The organism is Microvirga lotononidis, from assembly GCF_034627025.1.
Lineage (GTDB): Bacteria > Pseudomonadota > Alphaproteobacteria > Rhizobiales > Beijerinckiaceae > Microvirga > Microvirga lotononidis.
On the sequence record NZ_CP141048.1, the window covers coordinates 1318970 to 1335167 of the forward strand.

Here is a 16198-nt window from a genome sequence, read left to right on the forward strand (position 1 = left end):
CTCACGGGCCCCCTTCCCATGTCCAGCGCGCCTTGGAAACAGCGCGGTTCAGAGCGGCGAAAAATTGGGCAATGATGCTGACCTTTTGGTCTTGAAACGGGCCGGCCGACCCCTTACTTCTTGCAATGCAACACGGCGATTGGCGTCGCAGCGTTGCTGCCCTTCTTGGGCGTTTCCTCCCTAAACTTCGGGCCGTTGGCAACAACGGCCTTTTTTCTTGCCTGAACCCCGAATGGCCCGAGGCTTCAGGACCGGAACATCCCGGAATCCCGAAGGTTTCTCCTGCAACGGAGCCCGGGAGAGTCAGATGTCCACCCGTTCAGACCATCATCACGCCGACATTCCTCCGACGCGGACCGTCGAGCCCATGGATGCGCCGCCGCTGACCGAAGGATCAACGACCGCGCAGCTGAAGGGCGACATCGACAGCGGCCGCACGGGCGACAAGACGCAAGTGTTCGATCCCGGCCTCTCTCCGCTCGGGACCGACGACGAGGCGGCCGGCACCCCTCCGACCCCGGAGCAGGTCGATCGCGCCCGTCATCAGGAATCGTCCGCGCGCTGGAAGGAGGGTGTGGACAAGGACAGCTATGCCCACCAGGATTCCCGCAAGGCCCTATACGCCTTCGTCGGCTTCATCGGCTTGGTGCTCGTCCTGTTCGTGGGTGCCGTTTCGATCTTCTGACCCGATGCGCTAAAGCGGCGCCACGCTGTCCCGGATCACCAGCTCCGTCTCCAGCCTGATCCGCTTGGGCGACGACCGGCCCTGGAGAAGATCGATCAGGGCCGATGCCGCCGCCTGCCCCAATTCCCGCCGTGGCTGGCGGATCGTGGTCAGCGCCGGCTCGGCCACCGCGGCGAATTCGATGTCGTCGAACCCCGCCACCGAGATGTCCGTCGGGATGCTGAGCCCAGCCGAGAAGAGAGTCCGCATCAGCCCGATGGCCATCTCGTCGCTGGTGCAGAACACGGCCGTCGGACGGTCCTGGCGCACCACGATGTCCTGCCCTGCCCGCATGCCGGACTCGATGGTGTAATCCCCAGCGATGAGGAGGCCCGGATCGAACGGGAGACCTGAGGCCGCCAGCCCGTCCTTGAAGCCCTGGAAGCGTTCGCGTTCGAGGATGTTGCCCGGGGGGCCGCTCACATAGGCGATGCTGCGATGGCCCAGAGACGCCAGATGCTGGGTCATCCGGGAGGCCGCAGCGCGGTTGTCGATCTCGATCTGGGGAATGTCGGCGCCGGGAATGCCCTCGCAGAGCGCCACGAGCGGGATCGTGATGCGGGCCGGGTTCCCCTCCCCTTCGCGGCTCTGCCCGAAGAGATGACCGTTCAGGAGGATCGCGCCATCCACGCGGCCCGCCGCCGTGAAGGCGGCGAAATGGGCCTCCTTCTCGGGCGAGCCATCGAGATCGCTGATGATCATGCCGTATCCGGCCTCGAAGAGGGTCTCCTCGATGCCGCGCAGGATCTTGGAGAAGAAGGTGTTTGCCAGATCCGGCAGAACGACCAGGACCATGTAGGTCTTCTGGGACCGTAAGGTGCGTGCGGCGGGGTTGGGCACGTAGCCGGTCTTGGCGATTGCCTCCAGGACCCGCGCACGGGCCTCGGGCGACACCCGTTCCGGGGTCGCAAGCGCCCGGCTGACCGTCGCGGTCGAGACGTCGGCAAGCTTGGCGACATCCTGGATCCGCGCCGCGCGGACCACAATGCCCTCGTGCTCCGGCCTGTCCTTGTGCCCGATATCGTCCATGAACCTCCCCCTACCATGGTTCTGTTTGACAGAACCCGGGGTTTCGGTAAAGTTTCATGTAATCGATTACATGGGGCCGTTGTCGTCCCCTGGGATAACCCTAGATCGTCATGATAACCCGAGATCGTCAATTGTCCCGGCAGAGGACAGAGCCGATCATCCAGGAGGAAACGAATGCCAGCCCGCGCCCCGTCCAGCTGATCCACGTCGCATTCCTTCGATGATCGTCTTCCCATGCGGAAGCGAGTGATGCCGCTCATCCGGAGCCGTTTATGGAATCCGTACTTCGCGCCGAAAACATCTCGAAATCCTTCGGACCGATCGAGGTCCTGAGCGGCATTTCGCTGGATCTGAAACCCGGCGAGGTCCATGCGGTCATCGGCGAGAACGGGGCCGGCAAATCGACCCTGATGCGGATCCTCTCGGGCCATATCGCGCCTACGAAGGGCAACCTGCACCTGAACGGCCGGCCGATCACCTTTTCTGGGCCGGTCGATGCGGAGAGCCACGGCATCGTCCTCGTGCATCAGGAAATTCTCCTCGCGCCCGACCTGACGGTGGCGCAGAACCTCTTCCTCGGACGCGAGATCCGGCGCTTCGGATTCGTCGACGACAAGGCGATGCGCGAGCAGACGCGGTCCATCCTGCGTGAACTCGGCACCCGAATCGATCCCGACCGGGAGGTCGGCCGCCTGTCCATCGCCGACCGGCAGCTGGTGCAGATCGCCCGCGCGTTGCTCGTGCCGCACAAGGTGGTCGCCTTCGACGAGCCGACGGCGGTTCTCACGCCCATCGAGGCCGAGAGCCTGTTCGAGATCATCCGCAAGCTGCGTTCCCAGGGCGTGGCGGTGCTCTACATCTCGCACCGTCTGAACGAGGTGAAGGCGATCGCGGATCGCGTCACCGTGCTGCGTGACGGCCGCCACGTGGCGACCCGCGAAATCGAGGGCCTGGAGCCGCTCGAGATGGCGCGCCTCATGGTCGGCCGCGACATGTCGAAGCTCTACCCGGAGAAACCGGCCGCCGCCTCCGACCAGCCTCTTCTCACCGTTCGCGACATGACCGTACCGGGCTATGTGGAGAACGCCTCCTTCACCCTGCATCGCGGCGAGATCCTCGGCTTCGGCGGCCTGATCGGGGCGGGCCGCACCGAGCTGTTCGAGGCCCTGGTGGGCCTTCGGCCCGGCCATGGGACGATCACCCTCGACGGCAGGCAGGTTCATTTCCGCGACGCCCGCGAGGCGATGGAAGCGGGTATCGTCTATCTCTCCGAAGACCGGAAAGGCAAAGGCCTGCTGCTGCAGCAGAACCTTCGCGTGAACCTGACGTTGGCGGCCCTGGAGAAGTTCAGCCGAGGCTCCTTCCTCGATGGAAGCGGCGAGGAGCAGGCGCTCGACAAGGCGATCAAGGATTTCGACATCCGCACCCGCCGCCGCGACCTTCTCGCCGGCCAGCTCTCCGGCGGCAACCAGCAGAAGCTTCTGCTCGCCAAGATGATGCTGGTCGAGCCGCGCATCGTCGTCATCGACGAGCCGACGCGCGGCGTCGATATCGGCACCAAGGAGCAGATCTACCGCTTTATCGCCTCTCTCGCTGCCGAAGGCCGCGCCGTCGTCGTCATCTCGTCTGAGATGCAGGAGTTGATCGGCCTGTGCCACCGGGTCGTCGTGATGCGCAACGGACGCGTCGCGGGCGAAGTCGCCCAGGCCGACCTGTCCGAGGATTCCATCGTTTATCTCGCCACCGGCGTCCATGAAGAAAGGGCGGCGGAAATCGCCGCAGGCCACGCATGACCGAAACCGTGCTTCGCTCCACCGCCGAAAAGCGCCGGCTCAACCTCGACATGCGGGCTCTATCGCCCTTCATCGCGCTGATCGCGCTCATCATCGCGGGCGCGCTGATCAATCCGGATTTCCTCACCGCGTCGAACCTGCTCAACGTGGTGACGCGCTCGGCCTTCATCGCCATCATCGCCGTCGGAGCGACCTTTGTGATCGCAGGCGGCGGGCTCGATCTCTCGGTCGGCTCCATGGCGGCGCTCACGGCCGGCGTCATGATCCTGACCCTGAACAATCTCGGCGGCGGGGACGTGGGAACGCTCGCGCTCGGTATGCTGGCGGCCATCGCCCTGAGCGCGGCCTGCGGCCTGGCGAACGGCCTCATCGTCACCTTCGGGCGCATCGAGCCCTTCATCGTGACGCTCGGCACCATGGGGATCTATCGATCTCTCGTGATCTGGCTGGCGGCGGGCGGCACCATCACCATGCGCAACTACGATCTGCGCGAACTCTATCGCCCGGTCTATTTCGACAGCATTCTCGGCATTCCGATTCCCATCATCGCATTCCTCGTGGTAGCGGCGATCGGAGCGCTGATCCTCTATCGCACGTCCTTCGGCCGGCATGTGGTGGCGCTCGGCTCGAACGAAGACGTGGCCCGCTATTCAGGCGTGCCGATCTGGCGCGTGCGCACCCTCACCTACGTCATCCAAGGCATCTGCGTCGGCATCGCCGTGCTGGTCTACGTGCCGCGCCTCGGCTCCGCCACGCCTACGACCGGCCTTCTGTGGGAGCTGCAGGCCATCACGGCCGTGGTCATCGGCGGCACCGCGCTGAAGGGCGGCGTCGGCCGCGTCTGGGGTACGGTGGTCGGCGCCGTGATCCTCGAACTCGTCGCCAACATCATGGTGCTGTCGAACTTCGTCTCCGAGTTTCTCGTGGGCGCGGTTCAGGGCGCCATCATCATTATCGCCATGCTCGTGCAGCGGTCAGTCCACCGCGGGCGATGAAACCGGGCTTGAGCCCACCGGACAAGGGACAAAGGGCTTAAAACGAACTCTTCAGGGAGGAATGAGATGAAAGCAACGGTACTGAAGATCGCCATGGCGGCAGGCCTCATGGCCGGCGTCGCCACCGGCGCGATGGCACAGCAGAAGAACGTGACGATCGGCGTCTCGATCCCGGCCGCGACCCATGGCTGGACCGGCGGCGTCGTCTACCATGCGCAGGAAACCGCTAAGCTTCTCGAAAAGGGTTATCCGGGCCTCAAGGTCATCGTGAAAACCTCTCCGGACGGCGCATCGCAGGCGAACGCCCTCGACGACCTGACGTCGCAGAAGGTCGACGCGCTGGTGGTTCTGCCCTTCAACTCCGACGAGCTGACGAACCCCGTCCGCGAGATCAAGAAGCGCGGCACCTTCATCACCGTGGTCGATCGCGGCCTCAAGGATCCGTCGATCCAGGACATCTACGTCGCCGGCAACAATCCGGAATTCGGCCGCGTCGCCGGAAAGTACTTCGTGGACAACCTGAAGCAGGGCAACGTCGTCGTCTTCCGCGGCATCCCGACCGTCATCGACGAGGAGCGCGTCTCCAACTTCGAGAAGGCTCTCGAAGGCTCGGGCGTGAAGGTGATCGACAAGCAATACGCCAACTGGAACCGGGACGACGCCTTCAAGGTGATGCAGGACTTCCTGTCCAAGCACCCGAAGATCGACGCGGTCTGGGCTTCGGACGACGACATGGCGCTCGGCATCATGGAAGCGATCCGTCAGGCCAAGCGCGAAGACATCAAGTTTGTGCTCGGCGGCGCCGGCATGAAGGACATGATCAAGAAGGTGATGGACGGCGACAAGATGATCCCCGCCGACGTCTCCTATCCGCCGTCGATGATCTCCACCGCCATGGGCGTCACCGCGGCGCACTTCTACAGCAACGCGCCCATGCGCGGAACCTACGTGCTCAACGCCCAGCTGATCACGAAGGACAACGCCAAGGACCACTACTTCCCGAAGTCGCCATTCTAAGCGAACCGCGCGGCTCTCGCCTCTTCCATCAGGAAGAGGCGAGGCAACGGCAAGCTGCGCGATCCGCGTGCAGCTTGCCCTTGCCGATTTTCGCCCTCGCTCACGCCACCTCGGGAGTTCATCCATGAAGACCATGAAGGGCCCTGGCCTTTTCCTTGCGCAATTCGCAGGCGACGAGGCTCCGTTCAACTCGCTCGACGCCATCTGCCGCTGGGCCGCTTCCCTCGGCTACAAGGGTGTGCAGATTCCCACCTTCGACCCGCGCCTGTTCGACCTCAAGAAAGCTGCGGAATCGGACGCCTATTGCGACGAGATCGCCGGGATCGTGCGCTCGCACGGCATGGAGATCACGGAACTCTCCACCCACCTGCAGGGCCAGCTCGTCGCGGTGCATCCCGCCTATGACGAGGCCTTCGACGGGTTCGCGGCCCCTGAGGTGCGCGGCAATCCGAAAGCCAGGCAGGAATGGGCGGTGAACCAGATGCTCATGGCGGCCAAGGCCTCGAAGCGCCTGGGCTTGAATGCCAGCGTCACCTTCTCGGGCGCGCTCGCCTGGCCCTTCATGTATCCCTGGCCGCAGCGCCCGGCCGGTCTCGTCGAGACCGCCTTCGAGGAGCTGGGACGGCGGTGGAAACCCATTCTCGATGCCTATGAAGATGCGGGTTGCAACGTCTGCTACGAGATTCATCCCGGCGAGGACATTCACGACGGCGCCACCTTCGAGCGCTTCGTCGACGCTGTCGGGGAACATCGCCGCGCCTGCATCAACTACGACCCGAGCCACTTCCTGCTGCAGCAGCTCGATTACGTGGCCTTCATCGATCTCTATCACGAGCGCATCAAGGCGTTCCACGCCAAGGACGCGGAGTTCAACCCGTCCGGACGCGTCGGCGTCTATGGCGGCTACGAGAGCTGGATCAACCGCGCCGGACGCTTCCGCTCGCTCGGCGACGGGCAGGTGGATTTCAACGCCATCTTCTCCAAGCTCGCGCAGTACGATTACGATTCCTGGGCCGTGCTGGAATGGGAATGTGCGTTGAAGCATCCCGAGGACGGCGCGCGCGAAGGCGCGGAATTCATCAAGGCGCACATTATCCGCGTGACGGAAAAGGCGTTCGACGATTTCGCCGCGGGCGGAACGGACGAAGCCGCGAACCGCCGGATGCTCGGCATCGACGTCGGCTAGGCGAAAAGGGGGCACATATGACGATTGCAGGATCACCGGATCAGAAGCTGAACCGCCGCTTGCGCCTCGGCATGGTCGGCGGCGGGCGCGGCGCCTTCATCGGCGCCGTGCACCGCATCGCCGCCCGCCTCGACGACCGGTGGGAGCTGGTGGCGGGCGCACTCTCGTCGGATCCGGAACGGGCGAAGGCTTCGGGCGAGGACCTGCTCCTGAAGCCGGACCGCATCTATGGCGACTTCGACGAGATGGCCCGCCGCGAGCGGCGGCTGAAGGACGGCATCGATGCGGTCGCGATCGTGACGCCGAACCACGCCCACGCGGCGGCCGCGCGTGCCTTTCTCAAGGCCGGTATCCACGTGATCTGCGACAAGCCGCTCACGACCACGCGACGCGAAGCGGACCAGCTCGCCAAGCTCGCGCGCGAATCCGGCCTCATCTTCGCGGTCACGCACAACTACACGGGTTATCCACTGGTACGGCAGGCCCGCGCCATGGTGCAGGCGGGCGAACTCGGGGCGATCCGGGTGGTGCAGGTGGAATACGCGCAGGACTGGCTCGCCACGCGCATGGAGGAAACCGGCAGCAAGCAGGCGGAATGGCGCACGGACCCCGCGCGCTCCGGTCCCGCCGGCGCAGTCGGCGACATCGGCACGCACGCCTTCAATCTCGCCGAGTTCATTGCCGGCGACGAGGTCACGTCCCTGGCGGCGGAGCTGCACACCTTCGTGGAGGGTCGCAGGCTCGACGACAACGCCCACATGATGCTGCGCTTCGCGTCGGGCGCGAAAGGCATGCTCTGGTGCAGCCAGGTGGCGGCAGGACTCGAGAACGGCCTGAAGATCCGCATCTATGGCGAGAAGGCCGGACTCGAATGGCACCAGGAGAACCCCAACTATCTCACCTTCTCGCCCCTGGGCGAGCCGCCGCGCACGATCCGCCGCAACGGCTACGGGGCCGATGAGGTCTCCCGCGCGGCATCGCGCATTCCGGGCGGGCATCCGGAAGGATATCTCGAAGGCTTCGCGCAGCTCTACACGGACGTGGCCGAACAGATCGCCGCCCGGATGGAGAACCGCGAGCCCAATCCCTTCTCGCTCCAGGTGCCGACCGTGGAGCACGGTGTGCGCGGCGTGCGCTTCATCGAGGCGGCGGTGCGCTCGTCGCAGCGCAAGGCCGCCTGGGTCGATCTTTAGACGGGGAACAAGGGGCCGGCTTCACCGGCCCCCGCCCCTCTTCCCTTGAAATCGCCTCCGCAATCATGACGTATAGGGTCATCGCCCCTACGCGGATCAGACGATTTCAAGATGGCTTCCACGCATCACCACAACGGCCTCGAGGACCTGAACGACACCCAGAAGCGGGTGCACCGGATTCTGTGCTCTGCCCAGAACCCGCTCTCGGCCTACGAGGTCCTCGACAAGATGCGGGCCAAGGGCGCCGTCACGCCCCCGACCGTATACCGGTCTCTCGACAAGCTGATCGAAAAGGGGCTCGCCCACCGGCTCGAGAGCCTCAATGCCTACGTGGCCTGCAAGCATCCGCACCACGAGCACGACATGGCGGCCTTCGCCATCTGCGAGAGCTGCGGCCTCGTCAAGGAATTCACCGACCCGCATATCAGCGAACGCCTCTCCCATTGGGGCGACGGCCATGCGTTCCGCACCAAGAAGGTGACGGTCGAGATCCGCGGTCTGTGCGAGAGCTGCGCAAAGCAAAGCTTATCCTCAGGAACATCGGCCTAAAATTCTACGTTATTTTGTTAGATCACCTCCGAAATCGGCCGTCGTTTTGTTCAAACGCCCGCTTCCTTTGAGGAATATGCACAGCTGCAAGCCCCTCCAGTAACGATAGCACATTGTCAGCCGGCCATTTTCCCTATATGAATATGTAGGTTCCGTAATAACAGGAGTGTGGCTCATGAGCACCAAGGCCCTCAGGAAAGAAGAAGAGGAAAACCTCCTCCGCCGTGCAGACGATCTGTGCCGCCAGAACAACCTCAGGCTCACGCCGATTCGCGAGCGCGTCTATCGCGAGCTGGTTCAGAGCGGCGGCCCGGTCGGAGCTTACGATCTCGTCGACCGTCTCAGCAGCGAGAAGAAGCGTCTTGCCCCGGTCACGATCTATCGCGCCCTCGATTTCCTGCGCGATGCCGGTCTCGTCCATCGTCTGGCGACCCAGAACTCCTACGTCATTTCCCACGGCCAGCCGGACGTGAACGCGATGAAGATCATGTTCGTCGATTCCAAGACGGGCGAGACCATCGAGGTTCACTCGACCGAGGTCGCGGAAGCCGTGAAGAAGGCCGCCGAGCAGGCCGGCTTCAAGTCCGTCTCTCCGTTCATGGAAGTCGAGGGCGAGATCGCCCACTGATCGCAGGAAAGGCAGGAACGATAGCGGGACCCTGCCTTTCGACCCTCAAACTCAAAAGGCCGGGCATTGCCCGGCCTTTTCTTTGTCGTACTGGAGCGGACGGCCTTACTCGGCCGCCAGAGCCTGGCGATGGGGATGCGCCTCCTCCGCCCGGCCGGCCCGCACGGTCTCCTTCGAGATGAAGGTGTAGAACATCGGCACCACGAAGAGCGTGAAGATCGTGCCGATCGACATGCCCGATGCGATCACGAGACCCATGGAGAAGCGCGCCGCCGCGCCCGCACCGCTGGCATAGAGCAGCGGCGCGACGCCGAGCACCATAGCGGCCGTGGTCATGAGGATCGGGCGGAGACGCACGCGCGCCGCCTCCTCGATGGCTTCACGCTTGTTGACGCCGTGCTTCTCCTTCAGGTCGTTGGCGAACTCCACCATCAGGATGCCGTGCTTGGTGATCAGACCCACGAGGGTGATCAGACCGACCTGCGTGTAGATGTTCAGCGTCGCGAGACCGAGGTTCAGGAAGATCATGGCGCCGAACATGGAGAGCGGCACCGACATCATGATGATGAACGGATCGCGGAAGCTCTCGAACTGCGCCGCCAGCACCAGATAGATCACGATGACCGCGAGACCGAAGGCGAGGAAAATCGAGCTTCCCTCCTGGATCTCCAGACGCGACTGGCCGGCATAATCCTCGTAGAAGCCTTGGGGCATGACCTCCTTGCCGATGGCGCGCAGCGTCGCCAGACCTTCCGACGTGGTCACGCCGGGCAGGGGCAGCGCCGAGACGGTCGCCGAGTTGAGCTGGTTGAACTGCTCGATCACCGCCGGAGCCGCGTCCGTCTTGATGCTGACGAGCGCGGAGAGCGGAACCATGGATCCGTCCGAGGCCCGCACATAGTACTCCGCCAGGCGCTCCGGATTCAGGCGGTCCTGCTGCCGGACCTGGCTGACCACGTCGTAGCTCCGGCTGTCGCGGTCGAACTTCGAGATCGGCGCGCCGCCCACGAGAGCGCCGAGCGTGTTGCCGATCTCCGAGACCGGCACGCCGAGAGCGGCGGCCCGGTCGCGGTCCACCGTGATGCGGGCGCGCGGGGTCTCGTAGGAGATGGAGTTCTGAACCACGATGAACTTGCCGGACTTCATCGCACGCTGGCGAATCTGCTCGGCCACCTCGTAGGCCTGGGACGAGTCGCCGATGGTCCGCAGCACGTACTGGACCGGCAGGCCGTCACCGCCACCGGGAAGCGACGGAGGTGCGAAGGCGAAGGCCTGCACGCCCGCATTCTCGTTCAGAAGGTTCTGGATGTCCTGCTTGGTCGCAGCGCCCTTCTTGTCGCGCTCGCCCCATTCCTTCAGCTTGAAGCCGAAGAAGCCGCCGCCGCCGCCGTCGATGCCGACGATGAGGAAGCTGTCCTCGATCTCGGGGATCTTCTCGCCCGCTTTCGTGAACTGCTTGGAGAAGGCCTGGGTGTACTCGGCCGTGGCGTATTTCGGCACGTTGACGATGCCGAGATAGGCGCCCTGATCCTCTTCCGGCGCGAGCTCGGAGGAGGTCTTGGTGAACAGGAACGCCGTGGTGCCGAGCAGGACCGCGACGATGACCAGGGTCACGCCGCGATAGTCCAGCGAGCCCTTCAGGCGCCGTCCATACCAGTTCTCGAGCCGCGTAAAGGTGCGGTCCACGAAGGCGGCGAACCGTCCCTGGCCGCCATGCGCCTTCAGCAGCTTGGAGGACATCATGGGCGAGAGCGTCACCGCGATGATGCCCGAGATAACCACCGCCCCTGCGAGGGTGAATGCGAACTCGCGGAAGAGCGAGCCGGTCAACCCTTGCGTGAACCCGATCGGCGCGTACACGGCCGCCAGCGTGACCGTCATGGACACGATGGGGAGGAAGATCTCCTTCATGCCCACGATGGCGGCATCGACGGGCTTGAGCCCCTCCTCGATGTGGCGGTGGATGTTCTCCAGCACCACGATGGCGTCGTCGACCACGAGGCCGATGGCGAGCACCATGGCCAGCAGGGTCAGGAGGTTGATCGAATAGCCGAGCGCATAGAGGAAGAAGCACACGCCGACGAGCGAGAGCGGGATCGTCACGATGGGGATCAGGACCGAGCGGAAGGAGCCCAGGAACAGCAGGATCACCACCACGACGATGAGGGCCGCCTCACCGATGGTCTTGAACACTTCCTCGATGGAGGCCGAGATGAAGTTCGACGCGTCGTAGACGATCTCGACGCTCATGCCCTTCGGCAGGGTCGGGCGGATCGCGTCGATGGCCTTCGTGACTTCGGCCGCCACGGTCAGCGGATTGGCCGAGGGCGTCGGCGTGATGCCGATGAAGGTGCCCTGGCTGCCGTTGAAGCTGACGATGGTGTCCGTGCTCTTGGGGCCGAGCTCCACATCCGCCACGTCACGCAGGCGCACGACCTGGTCGCCCGCCGAGCGGATCGGCAGCATGCCGAAGGTCTCGGGCGTCTGCAGCGTGGTCTGCATGTCGAGCCGGTAGGCCACATACTCGCTCTGCGTCTTGCCGGGCGCCGCGAGGAAGTTGTTGGCGTTGATCGCCTGCACGACATCGCCCGCCGTGACGCCGCGAGCCGCCAGGCGCACGGGGTCGAGCCAGACGCGCATGGAGAAGTCGCGCCCGCCGAGAATCTCGGCGTTGCCGACGCCGTCGAGCGTCGCGAAGCGCGGCTGCACCACGCGGGTGAGGAATTCGGAGACCTGCTCCGGATTCATCTCCGTGCTGCCGAAGGTGAGGTACATGAGGGCAAAGCTCTGGCCCGTGCCCTTCATGATCACGGGATCTTCGGCCTCGGAGGGAAGCTGCGCGCGCACCTGCTGCACCTTCGCGGTGACTTCGGTGAGCGCCGCGTTCGGATCCGTGTTCAGGCGCATGCGCACGGACACGGTGCTGATGCCGAGCCGGCTCTGCGTCGTCACGTAGTCCACGCCTTCCGCGCTGGAGACGGACTTGGCGATGGGCGTGCTGATGAAGCCCTGGATCAGATCGGCACTGGCGCCCGTATAGGTCGTCGTGATCGTGATCGTGGTTTCCTCGACCTCAGGATACTGACGGACCTGGAGGCTCATCAGACCCTGCGCGCCGAGCAGCAGGATCAGGAGGCTCACCACCATCGACAGGACGGGGCGGCGGATGAAAAGTTCGGTGAAACTCATGGCTTATGCCTATTGCCCGCTCGCCAGCTTGGACGCGTCGAGCTTCGTCACATCAATGGTGTTGTCGATCTTGACCGCCGCGCCGGACTGCAGCTTGTTCTGCCCGGAGGCGACAACCTGCTGACCCGCATTGACTCCCGAGACGATCTCGAGAGCGCCGCCCCGGCGCCGGCCGGTCTTCACGAAGACCTGCTTGGCCACCAGCACCGGCTTGCCGTCCTTCTGCTCCTCGTCGATCGTGTACACGTAATCGCCGTAGAGGCTGGCGATCACGGCCGTCTGCGGCACGGTCATGACGTTGGGCTGCTCCGGCAGGATCACCTCCACATGGAGGAACTGGCCGGGAAGGATGGCCCCGTCCTTGTTGTCCTCGACGAGAGCCTGGACTGCGACGAGCCGGGTCTTGGGGTCGACGCGCGGGTCCTTGCCGATGACGCGGCCCTTGAAGGGCAAGTTGCCCTCGGTGGTGCCGAGATGGATCTCCTGGCCGAGCCTGACCTCGCCGGCGCGCTGCTCCGGCACGGTGAAGTCGACCTTCATCGACGACAGATCCTGGAAGCTCGCAATGACCGTTCCGGGCTGCAGGTACTGTCCGACATCGACCCGCGGAATGCCGATCACGCCCGAGAAGGGCGCCTTCAGGGCCTTCTGCTCGATGGTCGCCTGCAGGCGCGCCAGACGGGAGCGCGCCGCCGCGAGCAGGGCGCTGGCCTGATCGAGATTGGCTTCCGTACCGTAACCGCGGGACGAAAGCGTCTTGGCGCGCTCGAAGCTGCTCTCGGCGGTCTTGACGTTCGCCTGAACATCCTGGATGTCCGCGCGCTCGACCGAGTCGTCGAGCTGGACGAGGACCTCACCCTGGCGCACGTTCTGGTTCGCCTTGAACTTGATCTCGCTGACGATGCCCGCCGTCTCGAAAGCCAGCTCCACGCCGTTGGCGGCCTTGGCCGTGCCGATGGCGCTGATGCTCGGCGTCCAGGTCTTGGCCTCGACCTTGGCGGCCGAGATCACCTGCGGCGGCTGCTGCATGGTGGCGAAAAACTGGGTGATCATCTTGTCGCGGAAGAAGTTGAACCAGATCAGGCCGGCGCAAAGTCCGATTGCAAGAATAAAGACGAGAGCAACTACGATGCGCCGTTTCATAGGCTTTTTCCGAGAGTTAGGGCTCCTTCCCGAGAGCCCTGTACGACTATGGTGGGTGCGGCAACAGCGTACTTTACCTTGACGCCCATGCCGTGAGAGGGAATTTATATACCGGCTGGACGGTTTAGTTGCAAGTGCGTCGGCGCACAAGACAAGAGATGTAGATGCTGTTTCCCTGTACCAGAGGTCGCAAGAGTTCCCGCGAGAAGATCCTCGACGCGGCGGCGGAGCTCGTCGCCGAAATCGGCGCCGGCCGGCTCACCCTGGATGCCGTGGCCGAGAAGGCCGGACTCAGCAAGGGCGGGCTTCTGTACAACTTTCCCACGAAGGAAGCCCTGCTGCAGGGCATGATCCAGCGTATGATCGAGCAGGTCACCTCCGAGAAGGAGGCCTTGCGGGAAACGGTCGAGCCCGGACCGAATCTGGAAGCTCGCGTGGTCACGAAGACCCTGCTCAACATCTGTTGCGGCGGCAAGATGCAGGAATTCGCCACAGGCATGATGGCGGCCACGGCCGAGAATCCCGGCCTCCTCGACCCGGTCCGTCAGGTGATCAGCAACACCTTGGATCAGCTGAAGGCCAATTCGGACGATCTCGATGCCGCCCTGTTGGGCTGGCTCGCGACCGAAGGTCTCAGCAACCTCGAGATGCACAATCTCAGCCCGTTCACCGACGAGGACCGCGACCGGATCGTGAAGGCCATCGACCGGGTCGTGGTCAAGGGCATCGCCGAGTAAAGTTTCGCTCCCGCGTCAGGCGATCCAGGACGGATCGCCCAAGACCTCGTCCGTATGCTCGCCCAGGCGCGGCGAGGGCCGGCTGGCCGCCATCGCCTGCCCGTCCATCACGATGGGTGACCGGACGGACGGGATGGCCCCGCCCCTGGCCGCCTGCGAGGACAGGTCGATCTTCATGCCCCGGGCGATCACCTGCGGATCGTCGAAGACATCCGCCACCGTGTTGATGGGCCCGGCCGGAACTCCCTGCTTTTCCAAAGCCGCCAGGAGATCCTCGCGGGTGAAGTGGAGCGTGAGCTCGGTCAGCACGGGCACGAGTTCGGCGCGATGGCCGACGCGGCCCGCATTGGTCCTGAAACGCTCGTCCTGCGCCAGCTCCGGCCGTCCGAGCACCGACACGAATCGGCCGAACTGGCCGTCATTGCCCACCGCCACGATCACATGGCCGTCGGCCACCGGAAACACCTGATAGGGCACGATGTTGGGATGGGCATTGCCCATGCGCCGGGGCGACTTTCCGGAGGCCAGATAGTTCATGGCCTGATTGGCCAGCACGCTCGTCTGCACGTCGAGGAGCGCCATGTCGAGGTGAGCCCCCTCGCCCGTGACGTCGCGCTTGCGGAGGGCCGCCAGGATTCCGACGACGGAATAGACACCGGTGAAGATGTCCACATAGGCCACGCCGATCTTCTGCGGCTCGCCGTCGGGATCTCCCGTCAAGTCCATGATGCCGCCGAGGCCCTGGATCATGAAGTCGTAGCCGGCCCGGGAGGCATAGGGGCCGTCCTGTCCGAAGCCGGTGATCGAGCAATAGACGAGGCGCGGATTGACGGCTTTGAGGCTCTCGTAGTCGAGCCCGTACTTCTTCAGGCCGCCGACCTTGAAGTTCTCGATCACCACATCCGCATGGGACGCGAGCTTGCGCACGAGCTCCTGCCCCTCGGGCGTTTCGAAATCGACCGCGATGGAGCGCTTGCCGCGATTGCAGGAGTGGAAATAGGCGGCCGAGAGATGCTCGCCCTCCGCGCCTTCCACGAAGGGCGGCCCCCAGCCGCGGGTATCGTCCCCGGCGCCGGGCCGTTCCACCTTCACCACGTCGGCGCCGAGATCGGCGAGAAGCTGACCGACCCAGGGACCCGCGAGAATGCGCGCGAGCTCCAGGACCTTGAGGCCTTCGAGCGGCTTCATGATCGTCAATCCATCACGGCATCGAGGCCGCGCTTCAATCCGATGAAGGACGAAACGCGACGGGCGGCCAGAAGCGTGCCGGCCACATAGGGAGCTGCCGACGCGCCCGCATCGTGGCGGATCACCAGCCGCTCGTTGTCGGCCCCGAACACCGCCTCGCAGGACAGGACGAAGGACGGCATGCGCAGGGAATGGACCTGCACCGGCTCCCTCGTCCCAAGGGCGCCGCCGCGGGTCTCCTTCACGCCAGCCAGTTCATCGACCGCCTTCGACGTCGCGGGCAGGCGCACCTCGCTGAGAAGCTCCGCCAGTTCCCGGGCCGTGCCGGAGGGCGTGTCGGGCTTCTTGGCGGACGCATAGTCGATGACCTCCACGTCGGGCACGTAGCGGGCTGCCTCCAGGGCGAAGCGGCGCAGGAGGGTCGCTGTAATCGAGAAATTGCCAGCTGCGAGCACCCCGCGCTCCGCCGCGAGCGCATAGCGGTCGAGATCCGCGTAATCCCCGCCCGAGAGACCAGACGTGCCGATGACCACGTGCCGGCCCTGTGTCAGGGCTGTCAGGGCATGCGCCTTCACGGCTCCGGGCTTTGTGTAGTCGATCACCACGTCGGAGGGCACGGCGAGCGCCTCTTCGAGGGTCGCGCTGACCGTAACACCCTGGCGAGGCAACCCTGCGGCCTCGCCCGCATCCTGGCCGGCGGCGCTGCGGCTGACGGCCCCCACAAGCACGAGGTCGTCGGCGGCTGCGATCGCCGCCACGAGGGCCTTGCCGACCCAACCGGTCGATCCCGCCAGAGTGATCCGGATTGACATGAGCGACCAGTCCTC

At 64.7% G+C, this 16198-nt stretch carries 14 protein-coding genes; 9 read left to right on the forward strand and 5 right to left on the reverse strand.

What is annotated here, in order from left to right; translation table 11 throughout:
- The first annotated feature begins 367 nt into the window (after positions 1-367).
- Positions 368-685: a hypothetical protein gene (locus U0023_RS06255; RefSeq protein ID WP_245273014.1), complete on the forward strand. Its 318-nt coding sequence runs from the start codon at positions 368-370 to the stop codon at positions 683-685.
- A 9-nt stretch (positions 686-694) separates the two neighbouring features.
- Here U0023_RS06255 and U0023_RS06260 read toward each other — a convergent pair whose 3' ends face one another.
- Positions 695-1753 (reverse strand): LacI family DNA-binding transcriptional regulator, encoded by a 1059-nt coding sequence (locus tag U0023_RS06260; RefSeq protein WP_009763192.1) that lies wholly within the window; start codon positions 1751-1753, stop codon positions 695-697.
- A 272-nt stretch (positions 1754-2025) separates the two neighbouring features.
- Here U0023_RS06260 and U0023_RS06265 point away from each other — a divergent pair, with 272 nt between their 5' ends.
- The 7 genes from U0023_RS06265 (at position 2026) to U0023_RS06295 (ending at position 9114) form a co-directional block, all read left to right on the forward strand.
- Entirely contained in the window at positions 2026-3546 is a 1521-nt protein-coding gene (locus tag U0023_RS06265) for a sugar ABC transporter ATP-binding protein (RefSeq protein ID WP_009763191.1), read from the forward strand.
- Complete coding sequence (locus tag U0023_RS06270) at positions 3543-4541, forward strand: ABC transporter permease (RefSeq protein ID WP_009763190.1); 999 nt, start codon at positions 3543-3545, stop codon at positions 4539-4541. Before U0023_RS06265 ends, U0023_RS06270 begins: the two co-directional genes overlap by 4 nt.
- Positions 4542-4607: 66 nt before the next feature.
- Positions 4608-5558 (forward strand): substrate-binding domain-containing protein, encoded by a 951-nt coding sequence (locus U0023_RS06275; RefSeq protein ID WP_009763189.1) that lies wholly within the window; start codon positions 4608-4610, stop codon positions 5556-5558.
- Positions 5559-5682: 124 nt separating this feature from the next.
- Positions 5683-6744: a sugar phosphate isomerase/epimerase family protein gene (locus U0023_RS06280; protein ID WP_009763188.1), complete on the forward strand. Its 1062-nt coding sequence runs from the start codon at positions 5683-5685 to the stop codon at positions 6742-6744.
- Positions 6745-6761: 17 nt separating this feature from the next.
- Positions 6762-7937 (forward strand): Gfo/Idh/MocA family protein, encoded by a 1176-nt coding sequence (locus U0023_RS06285; RefSeq protein WP_009763187.1) that lies wholly within the window; start codon positions 6762-6764, stop codon positions 7935-7937.
- Positions 7938-8048: 111 nt separating this feature from the next.
- The gene (locus U0023_RS06290) at positions 8049-8486 is read left to right on the forward strand and encodes a Fur family transcriptional regulator (RefSeq protein WP_009763186.1); all 438 of its coding nucleotides are present in this window, start codon (positions 8049-8051) and stop codon (positions 8484-8486) included.
- Between the two features lie 175 nt (positions 8487-8661).
- The gene (locus tag U0023_RS06295) at positions 8662-9114 is read left to right on the forward strand and encodes a Fur family transcriptional regulator (protein WP_009763185.1); all 453 of its coding nucleotides are present in this window, start codon (positions 8662-8664) and stop codon (positions 9112-9114) included.
- Positions 9115-9219: 105 nt separating this feature from the next.
- On the opposite strand, the gene U0023_RS06300 is transcribed toward U0023_RS06295, so the two are convergent.
- Both U0023_RS06300 and U0023_RS06305 read right to left on the reverse strand, forming a co-directional pair.
- Positions 9220-12303, reverse strand: coding sequence for an efflux RND transporter permease subunit (locus U0023_RS06300; RefSeq protein ID WP_009763184.1), 3084 nt, complete (start codon positions 12301-12303; stop codon positions 9220-9222).
- A gap of 9 nt (positions 12304-12312) precedes the next feature.
- Positions 12313-13446, reverse strand: a complete 1134-nt coding sequence (locus U0023_RS06305; RefSeq protein WP_009763183.1) for an efflux RND transporter periplasmic adaptor subunit — start codon at positions 13444-13446, stop codon at positions 12313-12315.
- Positions 13447-13610: 164 nt separating this feature from the next.
- On the opposite strand from U0023_RS06305, the gene U0023_RS06310 reads away from it, so the two are divergent.
- Positions 13611-14183: a TetR/AcrR family transcriptional regulator gene (locus tag U0023_RS06310; RefSeq protein WP_009763182.1), complete on the forward strand. Its 573-nt coding sequence runs from the start codon at positions 13611-13613 to the stop codon at positions 14181-14183.
- 15 nt (positions 14184-14198) lie between these two features.
- Here the strand turns inward: U0023_RS06310 and U0023_RS06315 are convergent, their stop codons facing one another.
- Together U0023_RS06315 and dapB are read right to left on the reverse strand one after the other, a co-directional pair.
- Positions 14199-15374: a CaiB/BaiF CoA transferase family protein gene (locus U0023_RS06315; protein ID WP_040638969.1), complete on the reverse strand. Its 1176-nt coding sequence runs from the start codon at positions 15372-15374 to the stop codon at positions 14199-14201.
- A gap of 2 nt (positions 15375-15376) precedes the next feature.
- A complete protein-coding gene (dapB, locus tag U0023_RS06320; RefSeq protein WP_009763180.1) occupies positions 15377-16183 on the reverse strand; it encodes a 4-hydroxy-tetrahydrodipicolinate reductase in 807 nt (268 codons plus the stop codon).
- Positions 16184-16198 lie beyond the last annotated feature (15 nt).